Here is an 18,539-nt window from a genome sequence, read left to right on the forward strand (position 1 = left end):
GTTGGCTGTTTTTAGGATCCCGGACAGTGCACATCACTTCTGATCTGGCTCAAACCTTGCGACCCACCGCTGTGGCCATCGGGAACTTCGATGGCTTGCATCTGGGCCATCAGAAGGTGCTGCAGCCGATTCGAGATTCTCTTCAGGGGGTACGTACTGTCCTCACCTTTCATCCCCATCCCCAGGAAGTCTTGACGAGGCGGCCTCAGCTGTTGCTCACTCCCCCTGCCGAAAAGCTGGATCTGTTGGCGCAAATGGGCTTTGAGCAGGTGGTACTGCTCCCCTTCACCCCTGCATTTGCCTGCCAGCCCCCCCAAGAGTTTATCCGAACGGTACTTGAACAGGGCCTGCGCGTTCGCCATCTCAGCGTCGGTTGGGATTTTTGCTTTGGTCACCGTCGCTCCGGCAACGCCCAAACGCTCCAGGCTTGGGGATCCGAGCGCTGCATTCCGGTGGAGGTGATCCCGGAGGCGAAACTGAACGGGGAACGGGTGAGCAGCTCTCGCATTCGAGCTGCCTTGGCGACTGGGGAGGTGTCCACCGCCGAAGCGCTCTTGGGTCGTCCTTACCGGCTAACGGGAGAGGTGGTGCAAGGGGATCAGCGGGGCCGACAACTGGGCTTTCCCACCGCCAACCTCCGCTTGCCTCCGGAGAAGTTTTTGCCCCGCGATGGGGTGTACAGCGTTTGGGTGGATGTGCCTGCTGCTGCGGCAGCTCTACCTGGGGTGATGAACATTGGCCATCGGCCCACGTTTGCCGGTTTACAGCACACCGTCGAGGTGCATCTATTGGATTGGACAGGAGATCTCTACGGGCAAGAGGTGCGGGTGGCGCTACGGGGCTTTATCCGCCCAGAGCGGAGATTTCCCACGGTGGCAGATTTGATTCAGCAAATTCAGCAAGATTGCCAAACAGCCCGCCAGCAATTGGGTTTGGCTGAGCAAGTGGGTATGGTGTAGGGGGATCTATGCCGAAGAGAGCTCGCAAGCGCCAAGGCTCACCCAGGCGCTGGTGCCATCTCGCCAGTATTCTTTTTTCCAGATGGGGGCGTTGTGCTTGAGGGTGTCGATGGCAAATTGGCAGGCAGCAAACCCTTCGGCCCGATGAGGGGTGCCCACCGCCACCAAGACGCTGATCTCGCCAATGCGCAGCTTGCCGATGCGGTGGTGGATGACCACACTGTTGGCATCTGGCCAGCGCTGCTGAATTTGTCGGGCAATATCGGCGAAGACCTTCAGAGCCATGGGCTCGTAGGCTTGGTATTCCAGGTAATCGACAGGGCGGCCATTGGTGTTGTCTCGAACAGTGCCGCTCATCACCACCACAGCTCCATTGCCCGGCTGGGAGGCCTCTTGGTGGACACGGTCGATGGATAGGGGAGCCAGGGTAATCTGGAAGGAAGTCTTCAGGACGGTCAGGAGCATGACTCTAGTCAATAATAAGCTCAACTATACTGAAAATAATGTATAATATGTTCAGTACGGATTACTACCAGTTGATCTTTCTGTTTACTTTCGAGTCTGCCAACATGGTAGCCAAAGCAAAGCAGAAAATTGGTAGTAAGACGACACGGAAACTGCGCTTTGGGTATTCTACTCAAAGCTTTGCGGGATACCGCCATTCTGTTTGGACTCCGTCCCGCTAACGCGAATGGAAACAAACAGAATGCTATCGCTGCATAGTTGAACAGTGATGTTCAGCAGTGTTCAGCGTAAATGTATCAGATTCATGATGGCCCAATAAGGGATCCCCACAGCAATGCTATCGCTTCTGACCATTCCACCGTAGCCCCGTAGGTGTCCCCCGTGTGCCCTCCCAACTGGCGGTAGATCCAGTAGCCCACGGCCCAAGCCCCCAGGGCGGATCCCAGCGTCCAGAGCAGCAAAGGGGGCCAAGCCAAGATCCCAGCCCAGCCCAACCCCCCGGTGATGGCCAGCACAAGCAGAGTGCCCGGCCACAGGGATCCCGGCAAGGAGGTGGAGTCCTTGAGGAAGCGGGCGGATCCCTGCTCTCGCAGATAGGGGTACAGGGCAATGGCGAGCAACTGGCCCCAACGCCCCCAGGCGGGCACCAGCAGCAAGAGGGGCCAAGCTCGAACGCTGCTCAGGGCAGCAAATTTCAGCAGCAGCAGCAGCACCAAGGCCAGTACCCCATAGGCCCCGGTGTGGCTATCGCTCATCACCTGCAGACGGCGACGGGATCCCTGCAAGTCAGATTTTTGCCCATCCTCAGTTGACCGTTCCGGATCCCCTTTGTAAGGATTCTTGTGGACATTGATCGCCAAGCCATCGGCAGTATCGGCCACCCCGTCCAGGTGCAGTCCACCGGTCAAGAGAACCCACAGGGCCAAGAGCAAAGCGGCCCGCACCGGATTGGGGAAAATCTGCAGCAGGATCCCAGCCAGGGAGAGGATCCCGCCCAGCAACACACCTACCCCTGGCAGCCAGGCGGCAATGCCCTCAAACGGCAAGTCTCCGACCCACCCCAGAGGCAGGGCCGTGTAGAAAGTCAAGGCTGCCCAGAAGCGCCGCAATCGCTCAGTCCTTGAGTCTGTGTAAAGGGATCCGCCAATCCAGCCCTCTGGGAGAGAAAATAGGAATCCTTGCGAACGGTGCGCCCCACCACAATGGTGAGCTTGACAATGGTGAGCTTGGCCACCAAAGCTCCGATGGCGCCCACCGCGGCCAACACCAGAAAGAGGGCTGCTTTTTCAGAAAGACTGGGATCCGCGGAGTCTGGTTCGAGTTCATGCAGAAGATCCTCCATCGCGCGGGTTGGCAGTTCCAACTCAGTCTGCCTTAGGGGGCCGGGAACTCTCTTGGATCCCTTGCCCCGGCTCTCTATCGAAGCTGGAACAGACCGCAGAGTTAGCGGATGTATTCCTTCAACACGCTGTTGCGGTTGGGGTGGCGCAACTTGCGCAGAGCCTTAGCCTCGATCTGCCGGATTCGCTCACGGGTGACATTAAAGATCTGGCCGATTTCCTCCAGAGTTTTCATGCGGCCATCATCCAAGCCGTAGCGCAACTTCAACACATCCCGTTCGCGGGCGGTGAGGGTTTCCAAAACGCTTTCCAGATCTTCTCTGAGCAAGACTTTGGCCACCCGATCCTCCGGCGTCTCCCCATCCGACTCGATAAAGTCTCCCAGCCGAGAATCCTCTTCCTTGCCGATGGGGGTTTCCAAAGAGATGGGAAGCTGGGCCGACTTGGCGATAAAGCGCAACTTCTCGATGGTGATCTCCATGCGGGTGGCGATCTCCTCTTCGGTGGGCTTGCGGCCCAATTCCTGGGAAAGCAACTTGGTTACCTTTTTGATGCGGGAGATCGTCTCGTAGAGGTGGACAGGCAGGCGAATGGTGCGGGATTGGTCGGCAATGGCGCGGGTGATGGCCTGTCGAATCCACCACGTCGCATAGGTAGAGAACTTGTAGCCCTTCTCGTGGTCGAATTTCTCGGCTGCCCGAATCAGGCCCAGGGATCCCTCCTGAATCAAATCCTGAAAAGACAGGCCCCGGTTCATGTACTTTTTGGCGATGGACACCACCAAACGCAGATTAGACTGCACCATCTTTTCTTTGGCCCGCCGCCCCCGATGCAACCGCCGCCGAAATTCCGGCAAGGACATCTTGACCTCTTCTGCCCAGAGGGTGTCCGGCACCTCTTCTGGGTCTGACCAGAGGCCCATACGCTGAAAAACGGCCTCGCGAGCGCGCTCTAGCTCCAGCAGATCGGCAATTTTTCGGGCCAGCTCGATTTCTTCATCGGCCCGCAGCAGCCGAATACGCCCAATTTCCTGTAAGTAGACCCGGATAGAGTCATCGGTGTAGGGCTTTTTCTTACTGGCAGCTTTGCGCTTTGAGCGACCTTTGGCACCGGCGGCGGCAGTCTCTCCATCCTCCTCTGCTGCCTCTTCGTCGTCGTCATCCTCATCAAAAGCATCAGTGTCACCGGTATCCAGTTCGCTCTCGAGGGTATCTGTCTCCGTGTCCAACTCCAGGGTGCCAGAAGGTGGATTTTCCAGATCCGATTCGAGAAGAGCTGTTTGACCAGATTTCACCAATTCCTTTGCTTGAGCCATGCTGAGTTCCTCGTGATCCTAATCACAGACAACTAAAGGTGACTAAGGGAGCTTAGACGCCAAAGGGAGAGGAGCAAGTTGCAGCCCTGCTGCATCCCACAACGCCAGAGTGAGGGAGCCGATATCCGCAAGCCAAAGCCTGAGTTGCCCTAGGCAAGCCTGCCCGCTTCTGGATAACCGATTGCTCGGGTCAATCTGGAAGCAGATATCGCTCATGGGGCTCAACTGAACTGGCGCAAGACCCGTCATCTTGGTGGGCGGAACCTCTCAAGATGGCGAGAGGTGGATCTTTCTCTTCGCCAATCCTGCGACGGGGTGCGAGGCACTTCACTGGGGGGGCGGAACATTCAGCACCTCAACCACTCCAACCCGCGAGGAGAAGATCGCTCTACAGCAGGCGGCAAGTGACCCTGGGAGGAACACTTGCGAGCAACTGTAGCCGTTCACACCAAAACGTCTTCCCTAAATTAGCCCGACCTGGGGGAAACAGCAACGGGGCAGGCAAAGAAAATGTTAAATTCACCTCAACAATGGCCAAGATGGGATCCCTGGCCCCTCGGCCTAGTCCGAGCAAATGGCTCGATGCTAACTTAAATCAGACTCTAGGTCGATGACACCCTGCCTGACTTTGACTTCTATGACCCATCCCTTCCTGCAGCATCTCCAGGAACGTGTGATTGTCTTTGATGGGGCGATGGGATCCTCCCTGCAAGCCCAGAACCTGACCGCAGCGGATTTTGGTGGGCCGGAACTGGAGGGCTGCAACGAGATGCTGGTGCTGACCAAGCCGGAGGCGGTGGAACAGGTGCACCGGGGCTTTCTGGAGGTGGGGGCAGACGTCATCGAGACCAATACCTTTGGGGCTACCTCCATTGTTTTGGCCGAATATGGGATCCCGGAAAAAGCCTACGAGCTGAACGTGGCGGCGGCGCGACTGGCCAAGCGGGTAGCAGCCGAGTTTGCGACGCCGGAAAAGCCCCGTTTTGTGGCCGGCTCCATTGGCCCCACCACCAAGCTGCCCACCCTGGGGCACATCAGCTTTGATGAGATGCGGGCTGCCTACGAGGAGCAGGTGCAGGGGCTAGTTGACGGTGGGGCGGATCTGCTGATCATCGAGACCTGCCAGGACATTTTGCAGACCAAGGCGGCCCTGGTGGCCGTGCAGCAGGAGTTTGCCCGACGCGGGATCCGCCTGCCGGTGGTGGTGTCCCTGACCTTTGAGGTGCAGGGGACAATGCTGGTGGGCACGGAGATCGGGGCGGCTTTGGCCATCCTGGAGCCCTATCCCATCGATGTGCTGGGCCTCAACTGTGCCACTGGCCCAGACAAGATGGTCGAACACATCCGCTATCTGTCCCGCCATTCTCCTTTCCCCATCTCCTGCATCCCCAACGCTGGCCTGCCGGAAAACATCGGCGGCAAAGCCCACTACAAGCTCACCCCGGAGCAGTTGCGCTTCCACCTGGAGCATCTTGTGCGGGATCTGGGGGTAGCGGTGGTGGGAGGGTGTTGCGGCACCCGTCCCGAGCACATTGCCGCCTTGGTGGAAGCCGTGCAGGGGTTGCGGCCCAAACGTCGTAGCATCGAACGGATCCAGGCTGCTGCCTCGATTTATGCCCCTCAGCCCTACCTGCAGGAGAACTCTTTTTTGATCATCGGCGAGCGGCTGAATGCCAGCGGCTCCAAAAAGATGCGGGAGCTGCTTAATGCCGAAGACTGGGACGGCCTGGTGGCCCTAGCGCGGGAGCAGGTGCGGGAGGGAGCCCACATCCTGGACGTGAATGTGGACTACGTGGGCCGGGATGGCGTGCGGGATATGCGGGAGCTGGTCTCGCGGCTGGTCACCCAAATCCAAATCCCCCTGATGCTGGACTCCACCGATTGGCAAAAGATGGAGGCGGGCCTCAAGGTGGCGGGAGGCAAATGTCTGCTCAACTCCACCAACTACGAGGATGGGGAAGAACGTTTCCTAAAGGTGCTGGAGCTGGCCAAAACCTACGGCGCCGGGGTGGTCATCGGCACCATCGACGAAGAGGGCATGGCCCGCACCGCCGACAAGAAGTTCCAGATTGCCGAGCGGGCCTATCGCCAGGCGGTTGAGTACGGGATCCCGCCCTACGAGATTTTCTTTGACCCCCTGGCTTTGCCCATTTCCACCGGCATCGAGGAAGACCGGGCCAACGGAGCAGCCACCCTGGAGGCCATCCGCCGCATCCGCCAGGCTTTCCCGGAGACCCACATTCTCTTGGGCATTTCCAACATCTCCTTTGGGCTCTCGCCGGCAGCCCGCGTGGTGTTGAACTCGGTGTTTTTGCACGAGTGCCGCGAGGCCGGCCTGGATGCCGCCATCGTCAGCGCCGCCAAGATCCTGCCCCTGAACAAGATCCCCGCAGAGCAGCAGCAGGTGTGTCGGGATTTGATCTGGGATCGGCGGCAGTTTAACGCCGTTCGCGTTAGCGGGACGGAGTCCTCGGGCATTTGCACCTACGATCCCCTGGCGCGGCTGACGGAGCTGTTTGCGGGCGTTTCCGGGAAGGAACTGCGCTCTGGCGGATCTTTTGCAGATTTACCCCTGGAGGAGCGCCTGCGGCGGCACATCATCGACGGCGAGCGGATTGGCCTGGAGGAGACCCTGGCGGAGGCACTGCAGAACTATCCTCCCCTGGAGATCATCAACACCTTTTTGCTGGACGGCATGAAGGAGGTGGGGGAGCTCTTCGGCGCTGGCAAAATGCAACTGCCCTTTGTGCTGCAGTCGGCAGAAACCATGAAAGCGGCGGTGAAATACCTGGAGCCCTTCATGGAAAAGGTGGGAGGGGAAGTGTGCAAAGGCACTCTTTTGATTGCCACCGTCAAGGGGGATGTCCACGATATTGGCAAAAACTTGGTGGACATCATCCTCACCAACAACGGCTACAAAGTCATCAACCTGGGCATCAAGCAGCCGGTGGAGAACATCATCGAAGCCTATGAAAAGAGCAAGGCCGACTGCATTGCCATGAGCGGCCTGTTGGTAAAATCCACCGCCTTTATGAAGGAGAACTTGGAGGTGTTTAACGAGCGGGGCATCACCGTGCCGGTCATCCTAGGAGGGGCGGCCCTTACCCGCCGCTTTGTGGAAGAAGACTGCCGCCAGACCTACAAAGGCCAGGTGATCTATGGCCGCGACGCCTTCGTCGATCTCCACTTTATGGATCGGCTGATGCAAGCCAAAGCTGCCGGACGCTGGGACGACCGGCTGGGTTTTCTGGATGACTTGGAGCAGGGATCCCCCTCTGCCAATGGCCAGAAAGAGGCTTCTTGGGTTCCAGAGGAAACGGATCCCAGCCTGCCCCCTGCGGAGACCACCGTGGGAGCTGCTCCCGCCCTCACCCTCTCCGAGTCCCAAGACACCCGCCGCTCTGAAGCCGTTGCCCTGGAGACCGAGCGACCCATCCCGCCCTTCTGGGGATCCAAACTTCTCGCCTCGGATCAGATCCCCTGGCCAGAGGTCTTCTTCTACATCGACAAGCAAGCCCTGGTAGCCGGCCAGTGGCAGATTCGCAAGCCCCGCGACCAGTCGGCAGAGGAGTTTGCCGAGTTTATCGCCACCCAGGTGGATCCGGTGATCGAGCGCTGGAAAGAGCGGATCCTGGCAGAAGATCTGCTGCACCCCCAGATTGTCTACGGCTATTTCCCGGCCCAGGCAGAGGGGAACACTTTGATCCTCTTCGACCCGGCCAGCTTCCCCGAGCTGTTTTCCCTGGAGCCAGGCTCCACCACCTATTTCCAACTGCCCACGGTGGAGCGCCCGCAACTCTCTCCAGGGGTGCGGGAATTGGCCCGCTTCACCTTCCCCCGCCAAAAAACCGGCCACCGCTACTGTATCGCCGACTTCTTCGCCGCTCGCTCCACAGGATTGGTGGATGTTTTCCCCATGCAGGCGGTCACGGTAGGGGCAGAAGCCACCGCCTATGCCCAGCGCCTGTTTGCCGAAGGCCAGTACACCGACTACCTGTATTTCCACGGCCTGGCTGTGACCCTGGCGGAAGCCCTGGCGGAATGGTGCCATGCCCGCATCCGGCGGGAGCTGGGGTTCGGCCACGAAGATAGCCCCGACATCCGCAAGATCCTGCACCAGGGCTATCGGGGATCCCGCTACAGCTTCGGCTATCCCGCCTGCCCCAACATCGCCGACCAACGGGTTCTGCTGCAGGTGCTCCAGGCCGAGCGCATTGGCCTCACCATGGACGAAAGCGATCAATTGGATCCGGAACAGTCCACCACCGCCATCGTTGCTTACCATCCGGCAGCCCGCTACTTCAACACTTAGGCTTAGCTTGTCGGGGTGTGGGGGTAGCTAAGCCCCGCACTGTACTCGTAGAGTCAGTGTCGGGATACAGATACCCCCACATGGTGTATGATGGGAGTACTTGCACAAAACGGCTTTTGCCAGAATCTGGTGCAACTACGCGGTAGGGCATTCCGTGTCTGCTCGTGGAGGGTTCTTGCGTAGGCTCCCCGTTCGTGTCAGCGGTGCGTAGCACTTTGAAGCGAGAAGCCCACGCTGTACCCGTAGGGTCAGCGATGGGAGTATGTCACGCCCTCATCTCCAACCTCTCTCAGGGGGAGAGGGGGAACTGTCGAGAACGGCTAGCGGGATCCCAGGCGGGAGCGGCTGTTCGCGTCAGCGGTGCGGAGCACTCCGCAGGGGGAAGCCCACGACCAAGATCAAGGTAACCAGAATGATCAAGGTGGAGAGGGCATTGATTTCCGGGGTAACTCCTCGTCGCGCCGTGCTGTAGATCAAAATTGGCAAGGTCAGGCTCTCCGGCCCACTGGTAAAAAAGGAGATGACAAAATCATCTATCGAAAGGGTAAAAGCCAGCAAAGCGGCAGCCTGGATCCCTGGCATGGCCAAGGGCAAGGTGACATAGCGTAGCTTTTGCCAGGTGTTTGCATAGAGGTCATAGGCTGCTTCTTCCAGGGCGGGATCCAAAAGTTGGAGACGGCTGCGCACCACAATAGCCACAAAAGCAATCTGAAACGTAATGTGGGCCAAGATCATCGTCCCCAAGCCCAGCTCAAAGAGGCCCGTGTAAAAGCGCACAAACTGGTAGAACAGCAGCAGCGCGATGGCCATCACAATATCGGGGACGATCACCGGCAACAGCATCAGCCCCTGCAGGATCTTTTTACCGGGGAAGCGATAGCGATACAGCCCATAGCCCAGCAGGGATCCCAGCAGCGTGCTGACCAGCGTGCTGACCAACGCCAGAACGAGGGTATTTTGCGTGGCCTGCCAGACCAGGGCATTCTGAAACAGGGAAAGGTACCAATCGAAGGTAAAACCTGTCCACGCCAGGCCAAAGCGGGCTCGGTTAAAGGAGTAGACGGCGATCAGCAGAATTGGCAGGTAGAGAAAGCCATAGATGGCATAGCTGACTCCCCGCAGCCAGGTGGGTATCCTTGCCAACATTCGGCCAACATTCGTGTGTGGTATCTCAGTTGTCTCTATCCCACTGTAGAGCAGACCGCCAAAATTGCAGCAACTCCCTAGGCTTTATACACCCGCCTACAACCCTGTCCATCACGCTAAAGTCCGTTATCAATGGGATATCAATGTGAGGTTATCTGTGGCTGGATTTGTTGAATTGATGATGGGATCCCTGAAGCTGTAAAGACGGCAATCAAAGAACGTGAGCCAAACGAAATGTTTTGCTGTTCGCGTTAGGGGGACGGAGTCCTTGCCTTATTCGGGCAACCCGATACCTGTGACTGGGAAATTGGCAGCACAGGCATTCCCCAACGCCGGCAGTGGGCACTTCCGCGAGGATTGCTAAACTTAGGCTCGGAGTGGTGTGAAAAAGCTGCAACCCATGCCCAAAAGCAGTTCTGGTCGTGTTCGAGAAAAACAAAATCCAGAGGAACCGCACGCGAAAACCAAGGGTATGTCTCGGCCTGTCGGTCGCGTCAGCGGGACGGAGTCCAAACCGTTGCGGTGGGGCAATACAGCCTACTGGGAGGCGGCTGGGCTGATGTTGCTATGGATCCTGCTGATCGTCTATCGCTGGCGGGGCACCCTGCTGATGTTGATCAATCCCGGCTATGTGAATGTGGCGTTGTTGGCTGGGCTATGTCTGTTGGGCTTGGGGATTGGCCGTTGGCGAGGAGCCAAAGTCCCTTCTTCTGAAGTCCATTCCTCGCTACTGGGGCCGCGGCTGGGCGCAGGACTGTTGATCCTGACGGCCCTGCTGGGGTTTTGGGTCGAGCCACGACCACTCTCCAGCCAAACTGCCCTCAACCGAGGGGTATCTCCCTATCTGGGAGCATCTCGTAGCCAGCCGCAGGCTTTTCGCCCCAAGCTCGACCCCCGTCAGCGTACTCTGCTGGACTGGGTGCGCACCTTGGATGTTTACCCGGATCCCTACACCTATGAGAACCAGCCGGTGCGGGTGCAGGGGTTCGTCATTCCCGACAAGCAACCCGACCATTTTGTTATTGCCCGGTTTTTGGTTAGCTGCTGTGCTGCCGATGCTTACCCTGTGGGCTTGCCGGTGCGCTGGCCAGAGGCAGAGCAGTTAACTGCCGACAGTTGGCTGCGTCTGGAGGGGCGCATGGCTGTGGAGCAGCGGGATGGCCAATCTCAGTTGGTAATCGCTGCCGAGCAGGTGGAGCCGATACCGGTGCCGCCAAACCCCTATGCCGACGAGTGAGAGTAGGCGCTCAGATATCGGTTTCGCTCAGCTTAGCGCTCAGGTAATCGAAGGGCTCGGCCACAAAGCTGTAGTCTTCGCCAGAGCCAAGCAGCTCCAGGGTGCGGGTTTTCATGTTTTGAATGCCAATCACCGTCGGGGCGATGGGCACACCGAGGGAGTTGTAGGTCTCCCGCAAGCCCGCCAACACCCGCTCATCCAGAATGCTGTTATCGGCAGCCACCAGCGCGTAAGAAGCGTAGCGCAAGAAGTAGTCCATATCCCGCAAACAGGTGGCGTAGCGGCGGGTGGTGTAGGCGTTGCCTCCCGGACGGATGAGATCCGGCACCTGGGCGAACATGGCCGCAGCAGCCGTTTTGACGATATCCACCGAGTTGAGATTGATCACGTTTACGGCCTTGATGCGCCGCAGCCCAGAGTCGTAAAAAGCCTTGAGCGCATCCATTGCCTCCCGATCCAAGTAGCGGCCCGTCAGGTCGTAGGTTTTGATCAGCGTGGTTACGGCATCCCGCATATCCCCAGCTCCATTCTTGTGACTTTATTTTGTAAAGTAGCTTGAGATGAAAAAATGAGAAGAGATTTTGCCGGACAACATCCAAAGGTCAGCCCTGGAGAATTGAACCAGAGCCCGGCAACGGCGACGCTTCAGGCTCCCCTTCGCCCTCAGAAGTTTAGCATGCGGGGGTTTCTTTCCCACTTCCCTCTGAGACAATGGCCAATGTTGTTACAAAAATGTAACCTTTCTGCAACACTCTAGGGATCCGGCGGCAACACCCGCAGCGGCTTGAGCTGGCCTGCCTGACCATACCCCAAGCCCAAAAACTTGCCCGCCTCGTCCAGCACCCGCAAAGTAGGGGCATCGACAACAGGCCGGTCGAGGGGAATGGCCTGACCCTGCAGCCACTGCTCCGCTTTGGCGGAAGAGAGTTCTACTGCCTCCCAATCGGCAAATCCCCACTCAATGGGCAGCAGGGCGGCAGCGGGATCCGCGGATCCCTGCCATTTCTCCAGGGGCAGGCTTTCTGCGATGCGAAAGGGGCCACTTTGCAGCCGTCGCAGCCGGCTCATCAGCCCTCCACAGCCCAATTTTTCCCCCACATCGCGGGCAAGGGCACGGATATAAGTGCCGGGGCCACAGGCAATTTCTAGATCCACTTCCGGAAAGTCTCCGGCTCGCCAGCCCAGGATGCGCAGTTGCCGAATGACCACCCGTCGGGGTTCCAACTGGAGTTCCGCAGCCTCCACGCCGGCCCGGGCCAACTGGTAGAGCTTTTTCCCCTGCCGCTTAAGGGCGCTGTAGAGGGGCGGTACCTGCCAGATCTCGCCGGTAAACTCCCGCAAGCACTGCTCTACCTGCTCGCGACTCAACCCAGGACAAGGGGATCCCACCCGGATCTGCCCTTCGGCATCGTCGGTGTCGCTGCGCTGTCCCAATCGGAAGGTTGCTTGATACACCTTATCCCCCGACAAAAACGACAAAAAGCGTGTTGCCCGTCCCACCGCAGTCGGCAAAACCCCCGTTGCCGCCGGATCCAAGGTGCCCCCATGCCCCACCTTGCGGGTGCGCAAGACCCGCCGCACCACTGCCACACAGTCGTGGGAGGTGAGCCCCGCCGGCTTGTCCAGGTTGAGAAAGCCCTCCAGGGATCCCATGCCAGGCATAATATGCATCAACAGTTAAGATTTGTAACTGAGCTGCCCCAGCGCTTAACATGGGGTTAACTTCCGTCTCCAAGTTTGAAGCACCTATGGCTCAGTCTGACCTGTTCTTTCAGCCTATCTGGCAACGCCTCCTGATGATTGCCCCCTTTTTCCTGTGGGGCTCGGCGATGGTGGTGATGCGAGATGCCCTCTCCGAGACCACCCCCCTCTTTATTGCCATTCTGCGGTTGTTGCCGGCAGGGATCCTGGTTCTTGCCTTTCGGCTCTGGCAGGGGCGGGGTTCTGCGTCTCACGCCTGGCATCCCAGAGGGCTGCGCGGCTGGCTATGGGTGTTGGCGTTTGCGCTGGTGGATGGCACATGTTTTCAGGGATTTTTGGCCCAAGGGCTGAAAGAGACAGGGGCGGGCCTGGGATCCGTGCTAATCGACTCGCAGCCGCTGGCGGTGGCTTTGATGGCCACCTGGTTTTACCGCGAGCGGATGGGATCCCTAGGCTGGCTGAGCCTGGGGCTGGGAGTTTTCGGCATTGGCCTCATCGGCCTATCCGGCGAGGGATCCCTGCAGTTGGGGGCCGGCGTCGTTTGGATGTTGATGGCCTCCCTGTCGATGGCCATCGGCACCGTGATGATGCCCAAGGTGGCGGAGGTGGCAGATCCGGTGCTGGCGACGGGCTGGCACATGGTGTTGGGCAGCCTGCCGTTGATCCTGCTGTCAGCACTAACAGAAACCCAGCAATGGCAACACCTGAGCGGGATCCACTGGCTGGGCCTCCTCTACGCTTCGGTGATGGGGAGCGCCTTGGCCTATGCCCTCTTCTTCTATTTCGCCTCTCAGGAAAACCTCACCGAGTTCAGCTCCCTGACCTTCCTCACTCCCATCTTTGCCCTGCTGTTTGGCAGCACCTTTCTGGGGGAATCGCTGACGCGGCTGCAATGGCTGGGAGTGGGCATCACTCTGGTCTGCGTGTATTTGATTAACCACCGGCAAGAATGGCAGGAGCGCCTGCGCCTAGGCTGGAAAGGGATCCTCTCAGAGCTGGGTTTAGACTGGCTGGTGAGCGCCTTGAGCACCGTCGAGATCCGCGATGGCAACCCCGACTGATCCCATCAAAGCTTGGGCAGGGATCCCTTAGGGGGGCAAGAACCCCATGGCCTCTCTCACCCTTTGTAGCGTTTGCTCGGCGATGGCCCGGGCCTTAGCGGCATTCTCCCGAATCAGAACGAGCAGGTGGTCGGGGTTGCTCCACAGTTCCCGGTAGCGCTGCTGAATGGGCTCCAGGGCAGCGATGATGCTGTCGGCAAGGAGGGGCTTGAACTGCCCCCACCCCATCTCGGCACACTCAGCCGCCACCACCTCCTTGCTTTTGCCGGAGGTGAGCATGTAAATCGTCAACAAATTGTGGGCTTCGGGACGAGCCGGATCGTCAAAGGCAATGCCCCGAATGGGATCGGTCTTGCATTTTTGGATCTTCTTGCGGATGGTATCTGGGTCATCCAGCAGATGGATACGGCTGAAATCCGAGGGATCCGACTTGGACATCTTGCGCGTACCATCGGTCAAGCTCATTACCCGCGCCCCCTCCGGACGAATCAGGGCCTCCGGGATCAGAAACACCTCTCCAAAACGGTCATTGAAGCGGCGAGCGATGTCCCGACACAGCTCAATATGCTGCCGCTGATCCTCCCCCACTGGCACATACTTGGGTTGGTAGAGCAAAATATCCGCCGCCTGCAAAATCGGGTAGCTGAACAAGCCAACGCTGGTCTCCTCTCCCTGTTTTTCTTTCTTCTCCTTGTATTGGATCATGCGCTCCGCCCAGTTCATGGGGGTGATGGTGTTGAACAGCCAGGCCAGCTCCGTATGGGCAGGCACGTGGGACTGGACGAACAGCACACAATGCTCCAGGCTGAGACCGCAGGCCAAATAAAGGGCAAACAGCGAACGGGTTCGCTCCCTCAGCAGCTTGGGATCCTGAGGGACGGTGATGGCGTGTTGATCGACGATGCAAAAAAAGTTCTCGTAGTGCTCCTGCTCGGCCACCCAGTTTTTAATTGCCCCCAAGTAGTTGCCCAAATGCAGTTCGCCAGAGGGCTGAATGCCGGAGAGGGTGCGCGGCTTGGCCATAGGGAAAGCAAATCTCAAACGCCAACAAGACGGAGGACAAGAGCAAGGAAAGTCTTTTTCAGGATATCAAGAGAGGCGCAACCCGTTGGTTCATGATGGAAAAAAGACGCCCAACCCCACACCATGTCAGACTCTGAACCGGAACTGTTGCGTGCTGCCAACCACTATGTGCTGCTGATACCGGGCTTGCCGGAGCAATTTCTCAGCCCTGAGGAATTGCAGGAGTTTCTCGTGCGGCTGTTGCAGGAGCATCCCCACCTGGTGGATGCAGATCTGGCCCGCTATCCCACCCCTCAAGCGCAGGCACAGCGGCTGATCGACACCGCCTGTGAGATCGAAGTTTCCCCCGGCGAAACCGTGCAGTGGCATCCTGTGCGCCTGAGCAAGCGCTCCTCGACACGGTCTTAACAGGCTCGGAAGTTCCTTGGCCAAGCCGTTCGCAGCCTCGTTGCAGCAGCGTTGCAGTTCCCCTCCCGCAGGCATAGCAAAAACCTCACCAGAGGTGGGGCGGGCAGTACGGGGTTGTGTTTCGGATCCCGCCTTGGGCGTGATACAACGCAAGAGTAGAGATCCTTAGTCCTAAACTTAAAAGGGGTCAGCCATGCCGCGCAGCATGAAGAACGACAACTTCATTGACAAGACCTTCACCGTCATGGCCGATCTAATTCTGAAACTGCTGCCAGGGGTGAGTTCCGAGGAAAAGAAAGCCTTTGCCTACTACCGGGATGGCATGGCCGCTCAGAGCGAAGGAGAATACGCCGAGGCCCTAGAAAACTACAGAGAAGCCCTCGCCCTCGAGCAAGGGGAAGAAGACCGCAGCTACATTCTCTACAACATGGGCCTGATCTACCAGAGCAACGGCGAGCTTGACAAAGCCCTCGACCACTACCACCAAGCTCTGGAGTTAAACCCAAGACTTTGCTCTGCCCTGAACAACATTGCCGTATTGCTGCACCACAAGGGCGAGCTGAGCCTGCAAGCCGGGGATGAGGAAACAGCAGAGGCCCTGTTCAACGAGGCTGCCCAGTACTGGATTCGGGCCATTCGCATTGCCCCCAACAACTACATCGAGGCCCAAAACTGGCTGAAAACCACCGGGCGCGCCAACCTGGAGGTGTACTGAGCTTTCCTGCAGAAGGACTCCGTTCCGTTAACGCGAACGGTTGATCTCGGCTACCCTGGGCTAAGTCAAGTCGATAATCTGGGAGCCGGAGGAGAGGATGCTGAAACGGGAAGAAGTCCAACATGTTGCTCACTTGGCTCGTCTGGAGCTGACCGAGGAGGAAGAGATCCAGTTCACAGAGCAGCTAGCAGACATCTTGGCCTACGTGGAGCAACTGAAGGAGCTGGACACGGAGGGGGTAGAGCCCACCTTTCATGTCCTGGACATGGAACTGCCCACTCGCCCCGATGAAGTCGAGCCCTACCCGGATATCGAAGGGATCCTGGCCAACGCCCCTGATCGAGCTGACATGTTCTTCAAGGTGCCTCGCATTTTGGAAGAAGAAGACTGACATGGGTCGGCAGGGATTCGAACCCTGGGCCAATCGGTTAAAAGCCGAGTGCTCTACCGCTGAGCTACCGACCCAAGTTTGCAGCTTCTTCATATTAGCAAAGCTTCTGTCACATTCGCAAAGGTTCTGGCCGTATCCCCAAAAATCTTGCTATGCTGGACTCAAGTCAACCCTGGGGCTGTAACGGTTTCGACGGGGTGGCGAACATGGGTTCATGAGGCAGGTCGGGATTGAGCTTATCCCGTTACCACCAGGCTCAAAAAAGTACGTGCGAACAACGTCGTACCCTTTGCTCGTAAAGCAGCTGCTTTGGCTGCCTAAGGCTCAGTAACCGAAAACTTACTCTGAGCTCGAGGATCTGCTCACGACCCCGTTAAGTGGGCGGATCACAACCCCAACGGGTGCAGCTCTCTACTCTGGCTCCGTCGAGGGAGAGACTAAGATTAGGCGGAGAACTCCCATCGCCGGGATCCAAACGGCGATCCCCGCCTCGAGGGTCAAAGAGGCTAAACCTGTGAATGAGTGATCCCTCAGTACCCACCTCGGACACGGGTTCGACTCCCGTCAGCTCCATCTCCCACCAGTTAACTACGAGCCAAAAACTGCCAGCTTTCAGCCATGCCCTAGGAGCAGATCCTGCTCAGTTTCTAAAGGTTTTACGGAGCGTGGGCGAGTTTGATGACAAGGTGCCGGTTTTTGTCCACCGCAACCCAGCCCTGCTGGCGAAAGCGGTTTAGGAGACGGGTAATGGTGACCCGGGTAGTGCCGATGGCATTGGCCAAGTCCTGGTGGGTAAGGCGCACTTGCAGGCGCACCCCTGTTGCAACCGGGGATCCCAGCTCCACAGCCAAAAGGGAGAGCAACTGGCGCAGCCGATCCTCTACCCGCCGCCGTCCGGCCGAGGCGAGCAATGCTTCGGTTTGGCGCAGCCGACGCACCACCTGCTTGAGCAGCCCTTGACTCAGGATCTCTGAGGCTTCCACCTCTGCTGCCGGCAGCCGCAGCACATCAACTGCCGTCAAAGCCTTAGCTTGGTAGGGATCCAGCATCGTCAGCGGGGATCCCAGGGGCATGGAAGGGCCGGCAAACCCCAACAACGCCTCACCGCCATTGGGATAGAGGGTGGTCAACTGTACCACGCCCCGACAGACGATCACCCATTCCTCAGGAAACAGAGGGATAACCTGGCCAGGAGTGTAGGGAGATAAACTGCGGCTTCGGTAGAGGTCTTCTAGCAGCTGGCGCTCCCGTGTGGACAGGCCGGCAGCAAAATGGCTAGGCATTGCTTCAGGCATAAGCTGGCTCCGCTAGGGAAACTGGGCGCACCGGTCGTTGGGCTCCCTTCTACAAACCAACAGCAATGGTCTGGCCGTCAATGCTGAGGTGGGGGCGAGAAATAAGTGTTCCCGACAACACCTTAGCGCTTCCCTTCCAGCCTGAGGTAAAGGCAAAGTTATGCACAGGTTAAGTGTGGCTGCCCCGAGAGAATAAAGACAAAAGGAGAACCCGGCAAAGCTGCAGGGATCCGGATCCGGTAGGATCGGAAGCAGGGTGCTCCGCACCGCCGACGCGAAAGTGTTCAAGCCCTCAGGAGATCTGTCGTGACGCTGATGGTTCGTGTGATTACCCCCGACCGCACGGTTTGGGATGCCCCCAGCGAGGAAGTGATCCTCCCTGCCACTTCGGGCCAATTGGGCATTCTCACTGGGCACGCCCCCCTCTTGACCGCCATCGGCAATGGCGTTATGCGGGTCAAAGCCGATGGAAAGTGGTTGGCCATTGCGGTCATGGGCGGATTTGCGGAAGTCGAAAATAACGAGGTAACCGTCCTGGTCAACCGAGCAGAGCGGGGTGAAAAAGTGGATAAGGCAGCGGCTCAGGCCCTCTTGGACGAAGCAAGCAAAGTTTTGAATACCAGCAGCGACAAGCAAGAGCGCTTGCAAGCCAAGTTGGATCAACAGCGAGCCAGGGCCTTGATCCAAGCTGCCGAGATGGGCAGCAAGACTGGAAGCTGACCCTGTCCCGGCGCGGGATCTGCAGATGGAGCTCAAGCTGCAGGAGAGATGGAGGGGCTGAGGCGCAGCCAGGGGGCCATCTTCGATCTTTGGGGATTGGCTTTGTTAGCTAGACCGGCGGGAAGCCCCGCCTTCTGTTAGTGACTAGTGGCTGGTCACTATCCACTCACCACTATCCAGGGTGAGGGTCGGGATAAAAGGCGAGGACACGATGCTTCGTCCTTACTGGTGCTATGACCGGCGTAGCAGGATTTTATACCCTCATCATGAGAACTGCTTACCAGTATCGCTTACGCCCTACTTCTAGCCAAGTTGCTCTGATGGACCAATGGCTAGACTTGTTACGCAAGCAGTACAACTATCGCTTGGCAGAGCGCTTTGCGTGGTGGGAACACAATCGCTGTGATATCAATGCTTGTCCCTTAATCTGTCACTTGCCTGAGCTGAAAGA

The 18,539-nt window shown here is 58.3% G+C and carries 18 protein-coding genes, 1 tRNA gene and 1 other RNA gene; 10 read left to right on the top strand and 10 right to left on the bottom strand.

Translation table 11 applies throughout. From position 1 onward, the window contains the following. Positions 1-26: 26 nt before the first annotated feature. On the top strand, positions 27-959 hold the full coding sequence (locus tag ACVW0C_RS05525) for a bifunctional riboflavin kinase/FAD synthetase (protein WP_414407538.1): 933 nt from the start codon (positions 27-29) through the stop codon (positions 957-959). Positions 960-965: 6 nt separating this feature from the next. Here the strand turns inward: ACVW0C_RS05525 and ACVW0C_RS05530 are convergent, their stop codons facing one another. The 4 genes from ACVW0C_RS05530 to rpoD all read right to left on the bottom strand — a co-directional run bounded on the left by ACVW0C_RS05530 (position 966) and on the right by rpoD (position 4,079). Next, positions 966-1,424 (bottom strand): molybdenum cofactor biosynthesis protein MoaE, encoded by a 459-nt coding sequence (locus ACVW0C_RS05530; RefSeq protein WP_457384591.1) that lies wholly within the window; start codon positions 1,422-1,424, stop codon positions 966-968. Positions 1,425-1,726: 302 nt separating this feature from the next. Further along, positions 1,727-2,512: an adenosylcobinamide-GDP ribazoletransferase gene (locus tag ACVW0C_RS05535; protein WP_238376764.1), complete on the bottom strand. Its 786-nt coding sequence runs from the start codon at positions 2,510-2,512 to the stop codon at positions 1,727-1,729. Next, positions 2,509-2,787, bottom strand: coding sequence for a hypothetical protein (locus ACVW0C_RS05540; RefSeq protein ID WP_457384580.1), 279 nt, complete (start codon positions 2,785-2,787; stop codon positions 2,509-2,511). The genes ACVW0C_RS05535 and ACVW0C_RS05540 overlap by 4 nt, the downstream gene beginning before the upstream one ends. Before the next feature lie 80 nt (positions 2,788-2,867). Next, on the bottom strand, positions 2,868-4,079 hold the full coding sequence (gene rpoD / locus ACVW0C_RS05545) for an RNA polymerase sigma factor RpoD (protein ID WP_414417736.1): 1,212 nt from the start codon (positions 4,077-4,079) through the stop codon (positions 2,868-2,870). Positions 4,080-4,716: 637 nt separating this feature from the next. Here rpoD and metH point away from each other — a divergent pair. Continuing rightward, the gene (metH, locus tag ACVW0C_RS05550; protein ID WP_457384581.1) at positions 4,717-8,391 is read left to right on the top strand and encodes a methionine synthase; all 3,675 of its coding nucleotides are present in this window, start codon (positions 4,717-4,719) and stop codon (positions 8,389-8,391) included. 354 nt (positions 8,392-8,745) lie between these two features. Here metH and ACVW0C_RS05555 read toward each other — a convergent pair whose 3' ends face one another. After that, positions 8,746-9,537: an ABC transporter permease gene (locus ACVW0C_RS05555; RefSeq protein WP_011433789.1), complete on the bottom strand. Its 792-nt coding sequence runs from the start codon at positions 9,535-9,537 to the stop codon at positions 8,746-8,748. Between the two features lie 472 nt (positions 9,538-10,009). Here ACVW0C_RS05555 and ACVW0C_RS05560 point away from each other — a divergent pair, with 472 nt between their 5' ends. Further along, entirely contained in the window at positions 10,010-10,774 is a 765-nt protein-coding gene (locus ACVW0C_RS05560) for a TIGR03943 family putative permease subunit (RefSeq protein ID WP_457384582.1), read from the top strand. 10 nt (positions 10,775-10,784) lie between these two features. On the opposite strand, the gene apcB is transcribed toward ACVW0C_RS05560, so the two are convergent. Next, on the bottom strand, positions 10,785-11,288 hold the full coding sequence (gene apcB, locus ACVW0C_RS05565; RefSeq protein WP_011433791.1) for an allophycocyanin subunit beta: 504 nt from the start codon (positions 11,286-11,288) through the stop codon (positions 10,785-10,787). A 239-nt stretch (positions 11,289-11,527) separates the two neighbouring features. After that, positions 11,528-12,427, bottom strand: a complete 900-nt coding sequence (gene truB, locus ACVW0C_RS05570; protein WP_457384592.1) for a tRNA pseudouridine(55) synthase TruB — start codon at positions 12,425-12,427, stop codon at positions 11,528-11,530. A gap of 95 nt (positions 12,428-12,522) precedes the next feature. Between truB and ACVW0C_RS05575 the strand changes: the two genes are divergently transcribed. Further along, positions 12,523-13,536, top strand: a complete 1,014-nt coding sequence (locus ACVW0C_RS05575) for a DMT family transporter (protein ID WP_414523192.1) — start codon at positions 12,523-12,525, stop codon at positions 13,534-13,536. 27 nt (positions 13,537-13,563) lie between these two features. Here the strand turns inward: ACVW0C_RS05575 and trpS are convergent, their stop codons facing one another. Next, positions 13,564-14,559 (bottom strand): tryptophan--tRNA ligase, encoded by a 996-nt coding sequence (trpS, locus tag ACVW0C_RS05580; RefSeq protein WP_414375193.1) that lies wholly within the window; start codon positions 14,557-14,559, stop codon positions 13,564-13,566. Positions 14,560-14,682: 123 nt separating this feature from the next. Here trpS and ACVW0C_RS05585 point away from each other — a divergent pair, with 123 nt between their 5' ends. The 3 genes from ACVW0C_RS05585 (at position 14,683) to gatC (ending at position 16,073) form a co-directional block, all read left to right on the top strand. Continuing rightward, positions 14,683-14,967: a chlororespiratory reduction protein 7 gene (locus tag ACVW0C_RS05585; protein WP_414375195.1), complete on the top strand. Its 285-nt coding sequence runs from the start codon at positions 14,683-14,685 to the stop codon at positions 14,965-14,967. Positions 14,968-15,160: 193 nt separating this feature from the next. Next, positions 15,161-15,682, top strand: a complete 522-nt coding sequence (locus ACVW0C_RS05590; RefSeq protein WP_414350803.1) for a photosystem I assembly protein Ycf3 — start codon at positions 15,161-15,163, stop codon at positions 15,680-15,682. A 97-nt stretch (positions 15,683-15,779) separates the two neighbouring features. Then, positions 15,780-16,073, top strand: coding sequence for an Asp-tRNA(Asn)/Glu-tRNA(Gln) amidotransferase subunit GatC (gene gatC, locus ACVW0C_RS05595; RefSeq protein WP_414400282.1), 294 nt, complete (start codon positions 15,780-15,782; stop codon positions 16,071-16,073). Between the two features lie 2 nt (positions 16,074-16,075). On the opposite strand, the gene ACVW0C_RS05600 is transcribed toward gatC, so the two are convergent. Further along, positions 16,076-16,147: transfer RNA gene (locus tag ACVW0C_RS05600), tRNA-Lys, on the bottom strand. A gap of 100 nt (positions 16,148-16,247) precedes the next feature. On the opposite strand from ACVW0C_RS05600, the gene ssrA reads away from it, so the two are divergent. Then, positions 16,248-16,649, top strand: a transfer-messenger RNA (tmRNA) gene (ssrA, locus tag ACVW0C_RS05605). 80 nt (positions 16,650-16,729) lie between these two features. Here ssrA and ACVW0C_RS05610 read toward each other — a convergent pair. Continuing rightward, on the bottom strand, positions 16,730-17,368 hold the full coding sequence (locus ACVW0C_RS05610) for a Crp/Fnr family transcriptional regulator (RefSeq protein WP_457384583.1): 639 nt from the start codon (positions 17,366-17,368) through the stop codon (positions 16,730-16,732). A gap of 306 nt (positions 17,369-17,674) precedes the next feature. On the opposite strand from ACVW0C_RS05610, the gene atpC reads away from it, so the two are divergent. After that, positions 17,675-18,088 (top strand): ATP synthase F1 subunit epsilon, encoded by a 414-nt coding sequence (gene atpC, locus ACVW0C_RS05615; protein WP_011433800.1) that lies wholly within the window; start codon positions 17,675-17,677, stop codon positions 18,086-18,088. A gap of 266 nt (positions 18,089-18,354) precedes the next feature. Further along, a partial coding sequence (locus tag ACVW0C_RS05620; protein ID WP_457384584.1) for a helix-turn-helix domain-containing protein occupies positions 18,355-18,539 on the top strand: 185 nt, incomplete at its 3' end.

It is taken from the genome of Thermostichus sp. OS-CIW-26, from assembly GCF_054058395.1.